At 60.8% G+C, this 16,412-nt stretch carries 19 protein-coding genes and 1 pseudogene; 13 read left to right on the top strand and 7 right to left on the bottom strand.

Annotated features, from left to right (window positions below; genetic code table 11):
- The first annotated feature begins 844 nt into the window (after positions 1 to 844).
- The 6 genes from SGRAN_RS21530 to SGRAN_RS21520 all read left to right on the top strand — a co-directional run bounded on the left by SGRAN_RS21530 (position 845) and on the right by SGRAN_RS21520 (position 4,181).
- Positions 845 to 1,033: a FitA-like ribbon-helix-helix domain-containing protein gene (locus SGRAN_RS21530; protein WP_000024442.1), complete on the top strand. Its 189-nt coding sequence runs from the start codon at positions 845 to 847 to the stop codon at positions 1,031 to 1,033.
- A 140-nt stretch (positions 1,034 to 1,173) separates the two neighbouring features.
- A complete protein-coding gene (gene trbJ / locus SGRAN_RS06660; RefSeq protein WP_000836966.1) occupies positions 1,174 to 1,953 on the top strand; it encodes a P-type conjugative transfer protein TrbJ in 780 nt (259 codons plus the stop codon).
- Between the two features lie 12 nt (positions 1,954 to 1,965).
- Complete coding sequence (trbK, locus tag SGRAN_RS06655; protein ID WP_000718002.1) at positions 1,966 to 2,202, top strand: entry exclusion lipoprotein TrbK; 237 nt, start codon at positions 1,966 to 1,968, stop codon at positions 2,200 to 2,202.
- 10 nt (positions 2,203 to 2,212) lie between these two features.
- Entirely contained in the window at positions 2,213 to 3,640 is a 1,428-nt protein-coding gene (gene trbL / locus SGRAN_RS06650; protein WP_001405816.1) for a P-type conjugative transfer protein TrbL, read from the top strand.
- A gap of 4 nt (positions 3,641 to 3,644) precedes the next feature.
- Positions 3,645 to 3,893: a hypothetical protein gene (locus SGRAN_RS21525; RefSeq protein ID WP_000213809.1), complete on the top strand. Its 249-nt coding sequence runs from the start codon at positions 3,645 to 3,647 to the stop codon at positions 3,891 to 3,893.
- A gap of 63 nt (positions 3,894 to 3,956) precedes the next feature.
- The gene (locus SGRAN_RS21520) at positions 3,957 to 4,181 is read left to right on the top strand and encodes a type I toxin-antitoxin system ptaRNA1 family toxin (RefSeq protein ID WP_000211355.1); all 225 of its coding nucleotides are present in this window, start codon (positions 3,957 to 3,959) and stop codon (positions 4,179 to 4,181) included.
- A gap of 36 nt (positions 4,182 to 4,217) precedes the next feature.
- Here SGRAN_RS21520 and SGRAN_RS21515 read toward each other — a convergent pair whose 3' ends face one another.
- From SGRAN_RS21515 to SGRAN_RS06630, 5 genes are all read right to left on the bottom strand, one after another.
- Positions 4,218 to 4,421, bottom strand: coding sequence for a hypothetical protein (locus SGRAN_RS21515; protein ID WP_000131871.1), 204 nt, complete (start codon positions 4,419 to 4,421; stop codon positions 4,218 to 4,220).
- Positions 4,422 to 4,535: 114 nt separating this feature from the next.
- Positions 4,536 to 5,603, bottom strand: coding sequence for an ACR3 family arsenite efflux transporter (arsB, locus tag SGRAN_RS06645; protein ID WP_001272375.1), 1,068 nt, complete (start codon positions 5,601 to 5,603; stop codon positions 4,536 to 4,538).
- A complete protein-coding gene (locus SGRAN_RS06640) occupies positions 5,600 to 6,106 on the bottom strand; it encodes an arsenate reductase ArsC (RefSeq protein ID WP_000140066.1) in 507 nt (168 codons plus the stop codon). Before SGRAN_RS06640 ends, arsB begins: the two co-directional genes overlap by 4 nt.
- Positions 6,103 to 6,870, bottom strand: a complete 768-nt coding sequence (arsH, locus tag SGRAN_RS06635) for an arsenical resistance protein ArsH (protein ID WP_001239389.1) — start codon at positions 6,868 to 6,870, stop codon at positions 6,103 to 6,105. Before arsH ends, SGRAN_RS06640 begins: the two co-directional genes overlap by 4 nt.
- Positions 6,867 to 7,199, bottom strand: coding sequence for an ArsR/SmtB family transcription factor (locus tag SGRAN_RS06630; RefSeq protein ID WP_000447876.1), 333 nt, complete (start codon positions 7,197 to 7,199; stop codon positions 6,867 to 6,869). The genes arsH and SGRAN_RS06630 overlap by 4 nt, the downstream gene beginning before the upstream one ends.
- Before the next feature lie 147 nt (positions 7,200 to 7,346).
- On the opposite strand from SGRAN_RS06630, the gene SGRAN_RS06625 reads away from it, so the two are divergent.
- The 3 genes from SGRAN_RS06625 (at position 7,347) to SGRAN_RS06615 (ending at position 10,009) form a co-directional block, all read left to right on the top strand.
- The gene (locus SGRAN_RS06625; protein WP_001366550.1) at positions 7,347 to 8,084 is read left to right on the top strand and encodes a recombinase family protein; all 738 of its coding nucleotides are present in this window, start codon (positions 7,347 to 7,349) and stop codon (positions 8,082 to 8,084) included.
- Positions 8,081 to 8,305 (top strand): hypothetical protein, encoded by a 225-nt coding sequence (locus SGRAN_RS06620; RefSeq protein ID WP_000743213.1) that lies wholly within the window; start codon positions 8,081 to 8,083, stop codon positions 8,303 to 8,305. The genes SGRAN_RS06625 and SGRAN_RS06620 overlap by 4 nt, the downstream gene beginning before the upstream one ends.
- Before the next feature lie 210 nt (positions 8,306 to 8,515).
- A complete protein-coding gene (locus SGRAN_RS06615) occupies positions 8,516 to 10,009 on the top strand; it encodes an IS91-like element ISCR2 family transposase (RefSeq protein WP_001120888.1) in 1,494 nt (497 codons plus the stop codon).
- 235 nt (positions 10,010 to 10,244) lie between these two features.
- Here SGRAN_RS06615 and SGRAN_RS06610 read toward each other — a convergent pair.
- Positions 10,245 to 10,487, bottom strand: a pseudogene (locus SGRAN_RS06610) (phosphoglucosamine mutase); the annotation flags it as partial.
- A gap of 86 nt (positions 10,488 to 10,573) precedes the next feature.
- Entirely contained in the window at positions 10,574 to 11,389 is an 816-nt protein-coding gene (sul2, locus tag SGRAN_RS06605) for a sulfonamide-resistant dihydropteroate synthase Sul2 (protein WP_001043260.1), read from the bottom strand.
- A 347-nt stretch (positions 11,390 to 11,736) separates the two neighbouring features.
- Here sul2 and SGRAN_RS06600 point away from each other — a divergent pair, with 347 nt between their 5' ends.
- The 4 genes from SGRAN_RS06600 to SGRAN_RS06585 all read left to right on the top strand — a co-directional run bounded on the left by SGRAN_RS06600 (position 11,737) and on the right by SGRAN_RS06585 (position 16,388).
- The gene (locus SGRAN_RS06600; protein ID WP_067181821.1) at positions 11,737 to 12,225 is read left to right on the top strand and encodes a GFA family protein; all 489 of its coding nucleotides are present in this window, start codon (positions 11,737 to 11,739) and stop codon (positions 12,223 to 12,225) included.
- 66 nt (positions 12,226 to 12,291) lie between these two features.
- On the top strand, positions 12,292 to 15,099 hold the full coding sequence (gene polA / locus SGRAN_RS06595; protein WP_067181817.1) for a DNA polymerase I: 2,808 nt from the start codon (positions 12,292 to 12,294) through the stop codon (positions 15,097 to 15,099).
- Positions 15,096 to 15,587: a hypothetical protein gene (locus tag SGRAN_RS06590; RefSeq protein WP_237233875.1), complete on the top strand. Its 492-nt coding sequence runs from the start codon at positions 15,096 to 15,098 to the stop codon at positions 15,585 to 15,587. The genes polA and SGRAN_RS06590 overlap by 4 nt, the downstream gene beginning before the upstream one ends.
- Positions 15,588 to 15,710: 123 nt before the next feature.
- Positions 15,711 to 16,388, top strand: coding sequence for a CDP-alcohol phosphatidyltransferase family protein (locus SGRAN_RS06585; RefSeq protein ID WP_067181814.1), 678 nt, complete (start codon positions 15,711 to 15,713; stop codon positions 16,386 to 16,388).
- Positions 16,389 to 16,412 lie beyond the last annotated feature (24 nt).

Here is a 16,412-nt window from a genome sequence, read left to right as displayed (position 1 = left end):
GCCATAGGCCGATGGTTTAACGCCAAGAAGAGAAGGCGGCTTCAGTGGCCGCTGAAACGCCTTGTGAGAGGGGAAAACAACCCGGAGTCCCTTATTCCATGAGCTGAAGCAGAATCTGCGTCTAACGGTGCTGGAGGGCCGCTGTGTGCACTTGTAGTTATCTGTACTGAAACCTTGGCTCGAAACGTGAAATGGCTAAGCAGTGCCCATTCGTTCGGTAAGAATAATAAGAAGATTATTATTCTTATTATTACCAAGCAGGAATGAGCCGTGTGTGTTGGACGCCCATAACCAGTAACCTGCGTGAAGGTGTCAACATCAGGAAAGGTTGCCCCTCAAGTATCAATACGTCGCCTTAGTGGTATGACGGGAGGGGAGGCAAATTTCTTGTGTTCATTGACACTTGAGGGGCGGGTTATGCCCTTCTTTTTTGGCGTCCAACTCGCCCCATCGGGGCGAATGGTTTGTGTCGATTGTTGGCATTTTAGGTTCCGATTTAAAGCCGATTGAGCAGCGATTTTGAAGCGACTATGTCGATTGCAGGCCGATTTGGTGACGATTACGGTTATGTTGCCAAGAATCGGTGTTTGTTTGACGATAAAACGCTTTACGTTCGATATGCGCTAGATTTTCAATAGTGGGTGAAATGCGGGCAGGATGGGTGAAGTTAGCTAACCGGCAAGCCGGTTATCTATCTTCACTGTCCCTTATTCGCGCCGGGGGCACTCAACGGGAATCCTGCCCTGCGGGGCTGATCGGCTACCGCCGGTTGCAAGAGTATAGGTCTTGCTATTTTTAATATCTTTGATAGCATGGTTGTCGGGTACACCAAAAGGGTATTGATATGGCAAATGTGCTTATCAGGAATTTACCCGCCGAGGTGCACCGTGCGTTGAAAGTTCGAGCAGCGCTCAACGATAGGAGCACCGACGCGGAAATACGCGAAATACTGACGGCGGCAGTACAGCCGCTAGAGCTTGAAGAGATTGGCCGGGAAGTTGGCTTGTCCGAAAGCGATAAAAAAACAGAGTAGTTTTACGTTTGTAAGTCCGGGCCTCAGCGCCAAGGGCAATACCGATCAGCTAGTGGCGTAGCTCTTCGATGAAACGTTGCCGAGAACAAGCACAACGCTTGGTCAAGGCAATGCCTTCTTTTCATCGACGGAGTACGACCATGAAGTCCAAAATTTTAGCGGCTAAAAAAACCGCTCTAGCCGTTGCACTCGCAACCGGCTTTATCACCACTACCACCGCCCCTGTGCAAGCTGGTATCCCCGTCATCGACGGCGGCAACCTGGCCCAGAACATCATGACGGCCATCGAGTCGGTGGCGCAGACGCTCAAGCAGATTGAGCAGTACCAGACCCAGTTGCAGCAGTACGAAAATCAGCTCCAGAACACGATGGCCCCAGCCGCGTATATCTGGGATCAGGCGCAGACTACGATCAACCGGCTGATTGCCGCGCAAAACACGCTGGCCTATTACGAGAACCAGCTAGGCAGCCTGGATCGTTACCTGGCCAAGTTTCAGGACGTGGCCTATTACCGCAGCTCGCCATGCTTCAACGGCAGCGGCGGATGCACGCCGGCCGAAAAGGCAGCGATGGAAGAGAACCGCCGCCTGGCGTCAGAGTCGCAAAAGAAGGCCAACGATGCCCTGTTCCAGACCGTTGCCGACCAGCAAAAGGCTTTGAAGGATGACGCCCGTACCCTGGAGCGGCTGCAAGGCGCGGCCCAGGGTGCAACTGGCCAGCTACAGGCCATCGGCTACGCCAACCAGCTCGCCAGCCAGCAGGCCAATCAGCTCTTGCAGATTCGCACCATGTTGACCGCCCAACACAACGCGGAGGCAGCCCGGATTGCAGCAGAACTCGATGCCGAGGCGCGAGGTGATGCCAGGGCCGAGCAAATGCGTACCTGGACGTTTCGCCCGAGTCCGGCAGACAACTACTAGGGAGGCGGTGAGATGAAAAAAATCTTTTTTACTACCGCGGCTACGTTGCTGTTGTTGGCTGGATGTGAACAGGAAAGGATGCCCGAACCAAATGCGGCGACGTGTGCCCCCGATGCGTTCCAGGCAGCACTGAATGAAATGCGCAGCGAAGCGAACCGAGAGGCCTTTACCGAGGAATGCAGAGCATTCCAGAAGGCCAAGCAGATGCGTCAGTGGGAGTTCAAGCCCAGCCCTAAAGATGATTATTGAGGTGGTCGCCATGAGAAAGAAAATTGCTCTAGGTGGCTTGATGATGGTCGCCACAATGGTGCTGGCTGAACCTGCAATGGCGCAGGAGCTAAGTAGCAGCGGTGTTATGAATGATGTGCTCAAGCGTTTTCATGATGCTGCCGCAACATGGGGGCCAGCTATTGAGTCCGCTGCATCGCGTTTGTTCTGGACGCTGGTTGTGATTTCGATGGTCTGGACATTCGGCATGATGGCTTTGCGCAAGGCCGACATTGGCGAGTTCTTCGCGGAGTTCGTTCGCTTCACGATCTTCACCGGCTTTTTCTGGTGGTTGCTGACGAATGCGAACCAGGGCATGAATATCGCCGGTACGATTGTTCAGTCATTGCAAACTCTGGGCGCGCAGGCGGGGGGACTTTCCAATAGCAATCTTGGGCCCTCCAGCATCCTTGATCTTGGTTTCGAGTTATACAACCGCACAGTACAGGCCACCTCGGAGCTGGGATGGCGGCAGATGGCAACTGCTCTGGTCATGGAGCTAATGGCCCTGGCTGTTTTGTTTGTCCTGGCGTTGATTGCGGTCAACCTGTTGCTGTTGCTCGCATCAGCCTGGATTCTGTTGTATGCCGGTGTGTTCTTCCTTGGCTTTGGTGGAAGTCGTTGGACTTCCGACATGGCGATCAATTACTACAAGACCGTGCTGGGCCTGGCCGCACAGCTTATGGCAATGGTGCTTCTGGTTGCGATTGGCAAAGAGTTCATCAATCACTACTACACGCAAATCAGCGAGAACATGGCATCCCAGGAACTGGCCGTGATGTTGGTTATATCGGTCATCTTGCTTTTCTTGGTCAACAAAGTTCCGCCGATGATTTCTGGTCTTGTGTCTGGTGGTGGTATTGGCGCAGCCGGTGGAATTGGAAACTTCGGTGCGGGTGCGGCAGTTGGGGCGGCGGTGACGGCGGCCAGTATGGCAACTGGCGGCGCTGCCCTGGCAGGTAAAGCGGTTATGGGTGCCGCAGCCGGTGCAGCCGGAGGTGCAAGTGCACTCCAAGCGGCTTTTCAGAAAGCATCAGCGAGTATGGAAACCGGCGGTGACATGTCCAGCATGGGGTCAGTTGTCAGCAGTGGCGGAAACGGTGGTGGTGAAGCGGGTACTGCTGGCAGTAGCCCATTCGCCCAAGCGGCTGGCTTTGGTGACAGCGGCAGTAGCTCAAGCGGTGGCGGCTTTGCCAAGGCCGCGAAGCTGGCCACAGGCACGGCCTCCGAGTTAGCCAAGGGTGTCGGCTCTCAAGTGAAGCAGGGATTCCAGGAGCGAGTGAGCGAAACCACAGGCGGAAAACTGGCTGCTTCGATACGCGAAAGCATGGAGCCGAAAGAAGCAAGCCAATCTGGCCAGTTCGAGGGCAATAGCTTGGGCGCCGATTCTGGCCCAGATAGTAACGAAGTCAGGAGTTAGCACGATGACGACATCAACATACATGGCCGCATTGGCGGCCCTGGATGAAGCGCCAAGGGAAGAAGTCAGCCAGGTATTTATTTCGCCGCTGGGTGATCAATCGACCGAGGTCGATGCAGAGACAGAAACAGCCGCTTTTGTATCACGGCCAGACCCTATGAGAGAGAGCGAAACTAAGCCGATAAGTATTGAGGTTAATGGCGGCAGGAATGAGCGGTCAGCATTCGCGGAGGCGGCGGGGCTGTACCTGTAGGCGCACCGGGCTGGCCACAACCAGCCCGGCACTTTCAATCAACACCTACTGGAGAGGTGAATTATGACAACACAACATATTATCGAACCAGGGCAAGCAGTGCATCAAGCAGCGGCTATTCTTTCTTCTTTGGAGTACATCAACCAAGCGGAAGCGCGGAGCCTTGGGCCATTGGCCGAAGCCGTCGCTAATGCTTTTATGGTGGTGTACTACCAAGCTGAAACGGGCCGGGCGACACAGGCTGATTTTCAAGAAGCAATGAACGCCTTGCGCCAAGCGTGCAGCTAATGACGAAAGGGCGGCCACTCGAACTGGCCGCCTTTTTCAATCTTCACTGTTTGGCCATTCCCGACCCACAGACGGCGCATCCATCCATTCGCGTTCCTCCGGCGGCAGCGGGTAAGCCCCGGATGCTTCCGCGTCGGCCAGTAGTTCGGCCAGTGTGTAGCGCACCCGACCAGTGGAAACGGCGCGGGCCGGGTCGGCCTTCTCATGCAGCCTGTTCTCTAGGTTCTTTGGGTCTGTCATCGGGCGACCTCAGCAAGCATGGATACTAGGTGTTCCAGGTCAGTGATCGAATGCGCCAGGAAGCGGCCGGCGCGGCAATCTGCAATCATTTCCTCAGTTTTTTCCTACTCATGTTCAACCTCGTTCGTACCAGCTCTTCGAGCGATTCACCACGCGCACGACCAGCAGCATCACCGGCACTTCGACCAGGACGCCGACCACGGTTGCCAATGCAGCGCCGGAGTGCAGACCGAACAAGCTGATGGCGGCCGCCACGGCCAGCTCGAAGAAGTTGCTGGCACCGATCAGGGCCGAAGGACAGGCGACAGAGTGCTTTTCCCCCGCCCGCTTGTTCAGCCAGTAGGCTAACCCGGAATTGAAGAACACTTGAATCAAGATCGGCACGGCTAGCATGGCGATCACTAACGGCTGCCGGATGATGGCCTCGCCCTGGAAGGCGAACAGTAGAACCAACGTCAGCAGCAGCGCGGCCATCGACCACGGCCCGATCTTCTGCATGGCCCGTTCAAAGGCGGCCTGTCCTTGCTTGAGCAGATGCCGCCGCAAGAGCTGCGCCAGGATCACCGGCACGATGATGTAGAGCACGACCGAAATCAGCAGCGTGTCCCAAGGCACCGAGATCGAGGACATGCCCAGCAGCAGGCCGACGATGGGCGCGAAGGCCACGATCATGATGGCGTCGTTCAGAGCCACTTGCGAGAGCGTGAAAAGCGGGTCGCCGTTGGTAAGGCGGCTCCACACGAACACCATTGCCGTGCAGGGCGCGGCGGCCAGCAAGATCAAGCCCGCGATGTAGCTGTCCAGTTGATCGGCCGGCAGGAACGGAGCGAACACTTGTCGGATGAACAGCCACCCCAGCAGGGCCATCGAGAATGGCTTGACGGCCCAATTCACGAACAGCGTGACGCCGATGCCGCGCCAATGCTCTTTGACCTGGTGCAGCGCCCCGAAGTCGATCTTGACCAGCATCGGGACGATCATTACCCAAATCAGCAGGCCCACCGGCAAATTGACCTGGGCCACTTCCATGCGGCCTATGGCCTGGAACACGTCAGGAAGGCCCTGGCCGAGCGCAACACCGGCGACGATGCACAGGGCCACCCACAGCGTCAGGTAACGCTCGAAGCCGCTCATCGGGGCCTGGCGCGGCTTCGCGGCGATGGCCTGTGCGCCGGCGCTCATGCTTCCTGCTCGGTCTTGCCGATGTTCGCCAGCTCGCGCTTGATGGCCGTCTGGTCAAGCATTTTGAGAGGCAGATTCACGAACAGGCGGACGCGGTTCATCATGTGCCGGAAGGTTTGTTCGAAGGCCCGGCGCTTCTCGGCGTCAGTGCCTTCGACGGCGGCCGGGTCTTCAAATCCCCAATGCGCCGAGATCGGCTGACCAGGCCACACCGGACACATTTCGCCGGCGGCGTTGTCGCAGACGGTGATGATGAAGTCCATCTTCGGTGCGTCGGGCGTGGCGTACTCGTCCCAGCTCTTGCTGCGCAGATTCTCGGTCGGGTAATTCACCGACTCCACCTTTTCGACGGCGAAGGGATTGACCTTGCCGGTTGGGTGACTGCCGGCGCTGTAGGCGCGGAAGCGCCCTTGCCCCATCGTGTTGATGAGAGCTTCGGCCATGATGCTGCGCGCCGAATTGCCGGTGCAGAGGATGAGGACGTTATAGATTCTTTCGGTCATGATGTTTCGCTTTCTGGTAGTGGCTGGGGAGCAATGGCGATGGATGAAAGATCGGTGGCCTCGTCGATGACGTGGCCGGCCGCTTTCCGTTCGGAATAGCGGTCTGTCAGTGCTTCACGGTGCGGCCGTACCAGCGCCGTGAAGCGCACCAGTTCTTCCATCACATCGGCTATTCGGTCGTAGTACGGCGAGGGCTTCATGCGGCCCGCCGCGTCGAACTCTTGGAACGCTTTGGCGATACTCGACTGGTTCGGAATGGTGAACATTCGCATCCAGCGGCCGAGCAGACGCAAGGTGTTCACGGCGTTGAAGCTCTGCGAGCCGCCGGATACCTGCATCACGGCCAGGGTGCGGCCTTGGGTCGGCCGGATGCCGGCCATTTCAAGCGGCAGATGGTCAATCTGCGCCTTCATGACACTGGTAATCTGACCGTGGCGTTCCGGGCTGCACCAGACTTGTCCCTCTGACCACTCGGACAGGGCGCGCAGCTCCTTGACGGCCGGGTGATCGTCGCTTTGCACTTGATCGGGCAACGGCAAATCGGACGGGTCGAAGATGCGTGTTTCTGCGCCAAAGAATTGCAGCAGCCGGGCCGCTTCCTCGACGGCCAGCCGTGAGAACGAGCGGGCGCGCAGCGAGCCATACAGCAGCAGGATACGCACCGGCGGGGCGTCGGGTGCCAGCCCGAGCGCCGGGCGCTCGATGGCAAAGGATTTGTCCAAAGCGGGCAAAGAATCGGGGTCGGAAAGATGGCGAAGTCTCATGCCAACACCTTCCCGGCTTCCGTGGTGCAAGACAGGTTGCACACCTGGCCGCCGCAGCAGTTTTCCGTGAGAAAGGCCACCAGGTTAGTGGCCGTCGAAAAGTTCGCCTCGTAGATCACAAATCGGCCTTCTTGCCGCGACGTGACCATGCCGGCGTGTGCCAGCTCTTTCAGGTGGAAGGATAGCGAAGACGGCGGGATGCCGGCCGCTTCGCTGATTTTTCCGGCGGCCATGCCGGCGGGGCCGGCCTGGACGAGAAGCCGGAACACCGCGAGGCGCGATTCTTGAGCGATGGCCGCCAGGGCGGCTACAGCATTTATCGTTTCCATGTTTCAATAATAGTCGAAATATGGAGTGTGCTCAATAGCTCATTTAAGCTGTAAAAATGAGCTAGGCGCATTTAGATCGATATGTGATAAATTGGCCTGCCAGTTTAAGATGGGTGCATTTGAGTATGCCCAAAGGAGCCCGCAAGTATGCGCAGGACGAAGCCAGTAGCCGCGCCGATGGTGGCGCGGGTCTATCTGCGCGTCAGCACCGACGCGCAGGACTTGGAACGCCAAGAGGCGATCACTACGGCCGCGAAGGCCGCCGGCTACTACGTCGCCGGCATCTACCGTGAGAAGGCATCCGGCGCACGCGCCGACCGGCCTGAGCTGCTGCGCATGATCGGCGACCTACAGCCCGGCGAGGTGGTCATTGCCGAGAAGATCGACCGCATCAGCCGCCTACCTTTGCCCGAGGCCGAGCGCCTGGTGGCCTCGATACAGGCCAAAGGCGCACGCCTGGCCGTCCCTGGCGTGGTCGATCTATCCGACCTGGCGGCCGAGGCCCAGGGCGTCGCCAAGATCGTGCTGGAAGCCGTGCAGATCATGCTTTTTCGCCTGGCCTTGCAGATGGCCCGCGACGACTACGAGGACAGGCGCGAACGCCAGCGCCAAGGCATTGAGTTGGCCCGCCAGGCCGGGCGGTACAAGGGCCGCCGTGCTGATCCGAAGCGCCGCGCCCAAGTTGTCGCGCTGCGCAAGTCCGGCTACAGCATCAACAAGACCGCCGAGCTGGCCGGGTACAGTGCGGCCCAGGTGAAACGGATATGGGCCGAGGTCAGCCAGGCCGAAGCGAAGCAGCACGGCGCGTTCGTGGAGGACGCATTGACGGAAGCCGATGCCCTGGCCGCTGTCGGCCAGGATGAGCGCCAGGAGGAAAGGGCATGAAGAAGCCGAACCAAGACGACGAGCCGTTTTTCATCACCGAGGAGATTGCGGCCGAAATGATCGCCGGCGGCTATGAGTTCGAGCTGCCGCCCATTCCTTGCACCATCCGCCTACGCGACGTGCTGGAGCGCATGACCGATGCTGAGCTAGCATTGCAGCCGGGCGAGATCGCCGACCAGGAGCGTGAACGCTGCCGGCGCAAGCCGTGTTCAACCTCATGATCTGGTCATGGTATTTTTCATGGCACTGAGCCTGATAGTTCTTGCAAATTGTTGTCACTAAAGGGTTTTGTGTGCTTGTTTACAATCGAGTGGGAGTGACGGGCACTGGCTGGCAATGTCTAGCAACGGCAGGCATTTCGGCTGAGGGTAAAAGAACTTTCCGCTAAGCGATAGACTGTATGTAAACACAGTATTGCAAGGACGCGGAACATGCCTCATGTGGCGGCCAGGACGGCCAGCCGGGATCGGGATACTGGTCGTTACCAGAGCCACCGACCCGAGCAAACCCTTCTCTATCAGATCGTTGACGAGTATTACCCGGCATTCGCTGCGCTTATGGCAGAGCAGGGAAAGGAATTGCCGGGCTATGTGCAACGGGAATTTGAAGAATTTCTCCAATGCGGGCGGCTGGAGCATGGCTTTCTACGGGTTCGCTGCGAGTCTTGCCACGCCGAGCACCTGGTCGCTTTCAGCTGTAAGCGTCGCGGTTTCTGCCCGAGCTGTGGGGCGCGGCGGATGGCCGAAAGTGCCGCCTTGCTGGTTGATGAAGTACTGCCTGAACAACCCATGCGTCAGTGGGTGTTGAGCTTCCCGTTTCAGCTGCGTTTCCTGTTTGCCAGCCGGCCCGAGATCATGGGGTGGGTGCTGGGCATCGTTTACCGCGTCATTGCCACGCACCTGGTCAAGAAAGCGGGCCATACCCACCAAGTGGCCAAGACGGGCGCGGTCACCCTGATCCAGCGTTTTGGATCGGCGCTCAATCTGAATGTTCACTTCCACATGCTGTTTCTCGACGGTGTGTATGTCGAGCAATCCCACGGCTCAGCGCGTTTCCGCTGGGTCAAGGCGCCGACCAGCCCAGAGCTCACCCAGCTGACGCACACCATCGCCCACCGGGTGGGTCGCTATCTGGAACGGCAAGGCCTGCTGGAACGGGATGTCGAAAACAGCTATCTGGCCTCGGATGCGGTGGATGACGACCCGATGACACCCCTGCTGGGGCACTCGATCACTTACCGTATCGCTGTCGGTTCACAGGCGGGGCGAAAGGTGTTCACTTTGCAAACTCTGCCGACCAGTGGTGATCCGTTCGGTGACGGGATTGGCAAGGTAGCCGGGTCCAGCCTGCACGCCGGCGTGGCGGCCAGGGCCGATGAACGCAAGAAGCTCGAACGGCTGTGCCGGTACATCAGCCGCCCGGCGGTATCCGAGAAGCGGCTGTCGTTAACACGAGGCGGCAACGTGCGCTACCAGCTCAAGACGCCGTACCGGGACGGCACCACGCACGTCATTTTCGAACCATTGGATTTCATTGCAAGGCTGGCCGCCCTGGTACCGAAGCCCAGAGTCAACCTAACCCGCTTCCACGGGGTGTTCGCACCCAACAGTCGGCACCGGGCGTTGGTCACGCCGGCAAAACGGGGCAGGGGCAACAAGGTCAGGGTGGCTGATGAACCGGCAACACCAGCACAACGGCGAGCGTCGATGACATGGGCGCAACGGCTCAAGCGTGTTTTCAATATCGACATCGAGACCTGCAGCGGCTGCGGCGGCGCCATGAAAGTCATCGCCTGCATTGAAGACCCTATAGTGATCAAGCAGATCCTTGATCACCTGAAGCACAAAGCCGAAACCAGCGGGACCAGGGCGTTACCCGAAAGCCGGGCGCCACCGGCTGAGCTGCTCCTGGGTCTGTTTGACTGACGAGCCTGAAGGCCAACGATACCAATCAAAATGCTGCGTTCACAGCGCCGCGGCAGGGATCCGCCGTGCTGGTTGTCGGAAAAGGAGCCGCTAGTGGGAAAGAGGAGGGTAAATTTTCAGCGTTGCTGGCTCCCCGTCAGCCGGATTGGGTTGCATCGCAGGGGTGTCGAAAGAGTCAACTGCGGTCCAAAGCTGTTGGACTTGGGTGAAAAGGGCGTTTATTCTTCCTATACGTTGTCGGCAGCGGGCCAAAAAGGAATACGTCCATGCCCATCGAGGTGAAACCGGCTGTGAGCGCGGGTTCAAGCATATAGCCCGACAGGCGCGTATCCTTGCCGATCACGACACGATGGCGGTGGTCACCGCGACGAAAGACACGGCCAGCCGCCATGCCGACGCGCAAGGCGGTTTCCGCCGTCATCGCGCCTTCGTTGGCTTTGCCACGAATACCGTCTGTGCCGAAATATTTGCGCACCATAAGGTCGATTATCCTGTCGTCGGGTCGCCCTCAAAGGGGACATGCCTGCTGAACCGCGAATATAGAGAAATATCCCGAATGTGCAGTTAACGAATTCTTGCGGTTTCTTTCAGCGCCGCCAATACCGCCAGCCCGTCGCGCAAGGGGCGCGGCTCGTGTGTGCGGATGAAGTCAGCTCCACCTGCGGCGGCGGCAAGCTCTGCAGCGAGTGTCGCGGCCCCGACATCCCCCGGACCACGGCCTGTGAGCGCGCGCAGAAAGGATTTGCGCGAAACAGACAGAAGCACCGGCAAATCGAAGCGCAGCCGCAATTCATCGAACCGCGCCAGCACCGAGAGCGAGGTTTCGGGAGCAGCCCCCAGAAAAAACCCCATGCCGGGATCAAGGACAAGGCGGTTGCGTTTGATACCGGCACCCGTCAGCGCCGCGATGCGCGCGTCAAAGAACGCCGCAATGTGATCCATGATGTCGCCAGCGGGTGCCTCGCGCCGATCTGCCTGCCCGTCTTGCACCGAATGCATAACGACGAGTTTGGCAGATGATTTCGCCAATTGCGGATAGAACGCAGCGTCTGGAAAACCGCGAATATCATTGAGATAGGCCACACCACGCGACAAGGCATAGGCTTGCGTCGCGGGTTGATAACTGTCGAGCGAGACGGGAATGCCATCTGCCTTGAGCGCGTCCAGCACCGGCGCGATACGCGCGATTTCTGTGTCGGACGAAACAGGCGCGGCGTCGGGATTGCTGGATGCCGGACCGAGGTCGATCACATCTGCCCCCTCGGCCATCAGCTTACGCGCCTGCGCAATGGCTGCGTCTGGCGCCAGATACCGGCCTCCATCGGAGAAACTGTCCGAGGTTATGTTGACGATGCCGAAAATGATGAGCGATTTATTCATGGGGGCTTCTATAATAATAATAATCGAGCATGAGTCTCATACGGATGCTCGGGTCGAAAGGGAATCCCCAGGCGAGTAACCTGTTTGCGGTGATCCATTAGCTGCAGGAGCAGAAGAGCATACATCTGGAAGCAAAGCCAGGAAAGCGGCCTATGGAGCTGTGCGGCAGCGCTCAGTAGGCAATTTTTCAAAATATTGTTAAGCCTTTTCTGAGCATGGTATTTTTCATGGTATTACCAATTAGCAGGAAAATAAGCCATTGAATATAAAAGATAAAAATGTCTTGTTTACAATAGAGTGGGAGTGATCGGAAAGGGGACCATCCCGTCCGCATGAGGAGACGAAGGATGACCCCGACCCGCATCGAAACCGAAGCATCGGGTGGCTGCCAGTGCGGCGCGGTGCGCTATCATGCGTCGGCGATGCTCGACACGTCGCACATCTGCCATTGCCGCATGTGCCAGAAGGCGACGGGGCATGTCTTCGCGGCACTGGTCGGCGTGCCGAAGGATGCGCTGCGCTGGACGCGCGGCACGCCCGCGATCTTCAACAGTTCCGACCAGATCGAGCGCGGCTATTGCCGCGACTGCGGGACGCCGCTCTATTATGACTATCCGGAAAGCCGGCATCTGAGCGTCACGACCGGATCGCTCGACGAGCCTGCGCGCTTTCCGCCGAAAATGCAGTTCGGCATCGAGGCGCGGATGCCCTGGTTCGAGACGCTCGTCACGCTGCGCGAGGAAGGCACCACCGAGCAGACGATGTCGGGTATCGCCGAAGCCATCGCCGCGAGCAACCACCAGCATCCCGATCACGACACCGAAAGCTGGCCCTGACGAGGCCGGCGTGGCGGAGCCGGATCGCCTATCGCTAGGCCGGGTCCGCCCTGCTACACCGCCGCCATGTCCGAGAAGAATCACCTCTATCTGGTCGACGGCTCCAGCTACATCTTTCGCGCCTATCACCGCCTGCCGCCGCTGACGAACCCCCGGGGCGTGCCGGTCGGCGCCGTCTATGGCTACACCACCATGTTGTGGAAGCTCGCGAAGGATCTGCACGCCGCCGACGGCCCGACGCACCTTGCCGTCATCCTCGACCATTCGAGCCAGTCGTTCCGCAACGAAATCTATGACCAGTACAAGGCGAACCGGCCCGATCCGCCCGCCGACCTGGTTCCGCAATTCCCGCTGATCCGCGACGCGACGCGCGCCTTCTCGCTGCCGTGCATCGAGATGGAGGGTTTCGAGGCCGACGACCTGATCGCCAGCTATACCGAGGCCGCGGTGCGCGAGGGGTGGGACGTCACCATCGTCAGCAGCGACAAGGACCTGATGCAGCTCGTCCGCGAGGGCAATGGCGCGCCGGAGGTCGACATGCTCGATACGATGAAGAACGTCCGGCTCGGTCTCGACGCGGTGCAGGAAAAATTCGGCGTCGGTCCCGAACTGGTCGGCGACGTGCTGGCGCTGATGGGCGACAGCGTCGACAACGTCCCCGGCGTGCGCGGGGTCGGACCCAAGACCGCGACCAAGCTGATCGTCGAATATGGCGACCTGGAGGCGGCGCTGGCGGGCGCCGCGACGATGAAGCCGTCGAAGCTGCGCGACAATCTGATCGAACATGCGGAGATGGCGCGGCTGTCGCGTATTCTGGTCGACCTCAAGCGCGACTGCCCGCTGCCCGAGCCGATGGAGGGTTTCCGGCTGGATGCCATCCCGCCCGAGCCGTTGAAGCTCTTCCTCGATGAGCATGGCTTCCGTTCGCTGTCGGCGAAGCTCGACACCGGGACGACGCCGGGCGGTCCGCCGACGCTGCCGCGTGCGACGGATGCGGGCGCTGCCACCGCCGCGCCATCGACTCCGACGCTGCCGCCGATGCCGCCGATCGACCGCTCGCTCTACGAGACGGTGACGACGATCGAGGCGCTCGACCGCTGGATCGACGCGGCGCGCGCCGCGCATGTCGTCGCGGTCGATACCGAGACCGCGAGCCTCGACAGCGTTACCGGCACGCTCGTCGGGGTCAGCCTGTCGACCGGCCTGGGCAAGGCCTGTTATATCCCGCTCGGCCACGGCGGCACCGACATGTTCGCCGAAAAGCCCGAACAGGTGCCAGTCGCCGATGCACTCGGCCGGCTCCATTCGCTGTTCACCGACGAGGCGGTGCTCAAGGTCGGCCACAACCTCAAATATGACATCGGCGTGCTCGCGCAGCACGGGGTGCGCATCGCGCCCTATGACGACACGCTGGTGATGAGCTTCGCGCTCGACGCGGGCAAGCACGGCCACGGGCTCGACGAACTGGCCAAGCTTCACCTCGACCACACGTGCCTGACCTTCAAGGAAATGTGTGGAACCGGCAAGTCGCAGATCAGCTTCGCCGAGGTGCAGTTGGCGCGGGCGACCGAATATGCGGCCGAGGATGCCGAGGTCGCGTGGCGGCTGTGGAAGCTGCTCAAGCTGCGCCTGCCGCTCGAAGGCGGGACGCGCGTCTACGAGATGGTCGATCGCCCGCTCGTCGCGACCGTCGAGGCGATGGAGCGCGCGGGGATCATGGTCGACCGCGACTATCTGGCGCGGCTGTCGGGCGAGTTCGCGAACGCCATGCTGCGCACGGAAGGCGAGATTCATGCGCTCGCGGGCCAGCCGTTCGTGATCGGCAGCCCCAAGCAGCTCGGCGAGATATTGTTCGACAAGCTGGGCCTGAAGGGTGGGCGCAAGGGCAAGTCGGGCGACTGGTCGACCGACCAGAACGAACTGGAACGGCTCGAGCGCGACGGCGTGCCGATCGCGCGGAAGGTCCTCGAATGGCGGCAGCTCGCCAAGCTGAAATCCACCTATACCGATGCGCTGCAGCAACAGATCAACGCGAAGACCGGCCGCGTCCACACCAGCTACAGCCTCGTCGGCGCGCAGACCGGGCGGCTGTCGTCGACCGACCCGAACCTCCAGAACATCCCGATCCGCACCGAGGTCGGGCGGCAGATCCGCGACGCCTTCATCGCCGCGCCGGACCATGTCCTGATGGCGGCGGACTATAGCCAGATCGAACTCCGGCTCGCGGCGCACATGGCCGATGTCCCCGAACTGAAACAGGCCTTTGCGCAGGGGCAGGACATTCACGCCGCGACCGCGATCGAGCTGTTCGGTGAGGTCAACCGCGATACGCGCGCCAAGGCCAAGACGATCAACTTCGCCATCCTCTACGGCATCTCGCGCTGGGGCCTCGCGGGGCGGCTGGAAATCACGCCCGACGAGGCGCAAGCCTTGATCAGCCGCTATTTCGAGCGCTTCCCCGGCATCAGCGACTATATCCAGGCCACGCTGGAGGGCGCGCGCGAACATGGCTATACCGAGACGCTGTTCGGTCGCAAAACCTGGTTCCCGCGCATCAAGGCCGCGAACCAGAACGAGCGGCAGGGCAGCGAGCGCGCCGCGATCAACGCGCCGATCCAGGGCACCAGCGCCGACCTGATCAAGCGCGCGATGGCGCGCATGCCCGGGGCGCTCGCCGATGCCGGACTGTCCGACGTGACGATGCTGCTGCAGGTCCACGACGAACTGGTCTTCGAAGCCCCCGAGGCCAAGGCCGAAGCCGCGGGCGCGGTGATCCGCCGCGTGATGATGGGCGCTGCCGAGCCGATACTGAAGCTGTCGGTCCCGATCGACGTCGAGATCGGAGTCGGCAAGAGCTGGGGCGACGCGCATTGACCGGCATCGCCCTTCTGCTCGCCGCCTTCGCCCTCGATCCGCTCGCGGCTTCTCTCCCCGCCGAAGCCGCCGCGCCGGCGCCCGTCGCCGAAAGCGACCTGCGCGAGTTCGCGGCCGTCGTCGGCCGCAAGGCGGTGGGCCGGCCGGTCGGCGGCCCGCTCGGCACCGGCGACAAGATCCTGCTGCTGGCACGCGATGACAAAGGGTTCCCCGCCGTCACGGGCAGCTTCGGCTTTTCGGTGCGCCAGTCGCTCCCCGCCCCGCCCGCGGGCACGCTCGCGGTCGTGCGGCTGCACCAGCGACCCGAAACCATCGTTCCCGGTCCGACCCCCGACGACCTCGCCTTCGTCACGAAGAACCGATTGCCGCTGTTCGTGATCGGCGAATGGGCACGCCCCGCGCCGATGTGGGAAGTCGCGTGGATCGACGGCGCCGCGCGTTTCCGCACCATCGGCGAGGTCGGGGAGATCGGTCCCTGGCGCGATTAACGGCCCATCGCGACTGAAGCGGCGGCCGGCTCCAGCGCCCTTTCGCCGCGCGGCCTTTCGCTCTATGGCGGTTCGGTGACGTCTGGCTGACGCAGATGTGACAGCCAGAAACGAAAGGCAGACATGTCCGGTATCCCGAGCGCCGAGATGAAGGCCCCGACGCGTATCCAGCACAATATCCTGGCGCGTAGCGAGCGCCGCCTTCTGAACTGGCTGTGCGCGCGCCTGCCCGCCTGGGTGACGCCCGATCAGCTCACCCTGCTCGGTTTCGTCGGCGCGCTGATGGTCGCTGCGGGTTACATGCTGAGCTGGCTCGACAATGAATGGCTCGGCCTGTCGCTCGCCGGCTATATCGTCAACTGGTTCGGCGACTCGCTCGACGGCAGCCTCGCGCGCTGGCGGCGGATCGAGCGTCCCGCCTACGGCTATTTCGTCGATCACAGCGTCGACGCGATGGCGACCTTCCTGATGATCGGCGCCTTGGGGCTCGGCCCGCACATGCGCTTCGAAGTCGCGCTGCTCGCCGTCACCGGCTATTTCATGCTGTCGATCCACACCTTTCTGGCGGCGAAGATCATCGGCGAATTCCGCCTCTCCTATCTCGCGGGCGGCCCCACCGAGCTTCGGCTGATGCTGATGGTGATGACCGCGGCGATGCCGCTCGTCGGCCCCGACATGGTGGCGGGCACCGGTTTTTCGGCATTCGACCTGTTCGGCCTGTTCGTCGCGAGCATCCTGGTGACGCTGTTCGTCGTCCAGAGCTTCACGACCGCACGGATGCTCCGCCATCGCGGCGGTTAGGCGCCGGTCGGCTCCAGTGCCGCG

Source organism: Sphingopyxis granuli (assembly GCF_001559015.1).
Classification (GTDB): Bacteria; Pseudomonadota; Alphaproteobacteria; order Sphingomonadales; family Sphingomonadaceae; genus Sphingopyxis; species Sphingopyxis granuli.
Note: the sequence above shows the minus strand (reverse complement) of the source record. Positions and strands in the feature narration are given on the sequence as shown.

Excerpts from the sequence above, each read along its gene's own strand:
- SGRAN_RS21530 (WP_000024442.1), top strand. The coding sequence starts at position 845 with ATGGCAAATGTGCTTATCAGGAATTTACCCGCCGAGGTGCACCGTGCG.
- trbJ (WP_000836966.1), top strand. The coding sequence starts at position 1,174 with ATGAAGTCCAAAATTTTAGCGGCTAAAAAAACCGCTCTAGCCGTTGCA.
- trbK (WP_000718002.1), top strand. The coding sequence starts at position 1,966 with ATGAAAAAAATCTTTTTTACTACCGCGGCTACGTTGCTGTTGTTGGCT.
- trbL (WP_001405816.1), top strand. The coding sequence starts at position 2,213 with ATGAGAAAGAAAATTGCTCTAGGTGGCTTGATGATGGTCGCCACAATG.
- SGRAN_RS21525 (WP_000213809.1), top strand. The coding sequence starts at position 3,645 with ATGACGACATCAACATACATGGCCGCATTGGCGGCCCTGGATGAAGCG.
- SGRAN_RS21520 (WP_000211355.1), top strand. The coding sequence starts at position 3,957 with ATGACAACACAACATATTATCGAACCAGGGCAAGCAGTGCATCAAGCA.
- SGRAN_RS21515 (WP_000131871.1), bottom strand. The coding sequence starts at position 4,421 with ATGACAGACCCAAAGAACCTAGAGAACAGGCTGCATGAGAAGGCCGAC.
- arsB (WP_001272375.1), bottom strand. The coding sequence starts at position 5,603 with ATGAGCGCCGGCGCACAGGCCATCGCCGCGAAGCCGCGCCAGGCCCCG.
- SGRAN_RS06640 (WP_000140066.1), bottom strand. The coding sequence starts at position 6,106 with ATGACCGAAAGAATCTATAACGTCCTCATCCTCTGCACCGGCAATTCG.
- arsH (WP_001239389.1), bottom strand. The coding sequence starts at position 6,870 with ATGAGACTTCGCCATCTTTCCGACCCCGATTCTTTGCCCGCTTTGGAC.
- SGRAN_RS06630 (WP_000447876.1), bottom strand. The coding sequence starts at position 7,199 with ATGGAAACGATAAATGCTGTAGCCGCCCTGGCGGCCATCGCTCAAGAA.
- SGRAN_RS06625 (WP_001366550.1), top strand. The coding sequence starts at position 7,347 with ATGCGCAGGACGAAGCCAGTAGCCGCGCCGATGGTGGCGCGGGTCTAT.
- SGRAN_RS06620 (WP_000743213.1), top strand. The coding sequence starts at position 8,081 with ATGAAGAAGCCGAACCAAGACGACGAGCCGTTTTTCATCACCGAGGAG.
- SGRAN_RS06615 (WP_001120888.1), top strand. The coding sequence starts at position 8,516 with ATGCCTCATGTGGCGGCCAGGACGGCCAGCCGGGATCGGGATACTGGT.
- sul2 (WP_001043260.1), bottom strand. The coding sequence starts at position 11,389 with ATGAATAAATCGCTCATCATTTTCGGCATCGTCAACATAACCTCGGAC.
- SGRAN_RS06600 (WP_067181821.1), top strand. The coding sequence starts at position 11,737 with ATGACCCCGACCCGCATCGAAACCGAAGCATCGGGTGGCTGCCAGTGC.
- polA (WP_067181817.1), top strand. The coding sequence starts at position 12,292 with ATGTCCGAGAAGAATCACCTCTATCTGGTCGACGGCTCCAGCTACATC.
- SGRAN_RS06585 (WP_067181814.1), top strand. The coding sequence starts at position 15,711 with ATGTCCGGTATCCCGAGCGCCGAGATGAAGGCCCCGACGCGTATCCAG.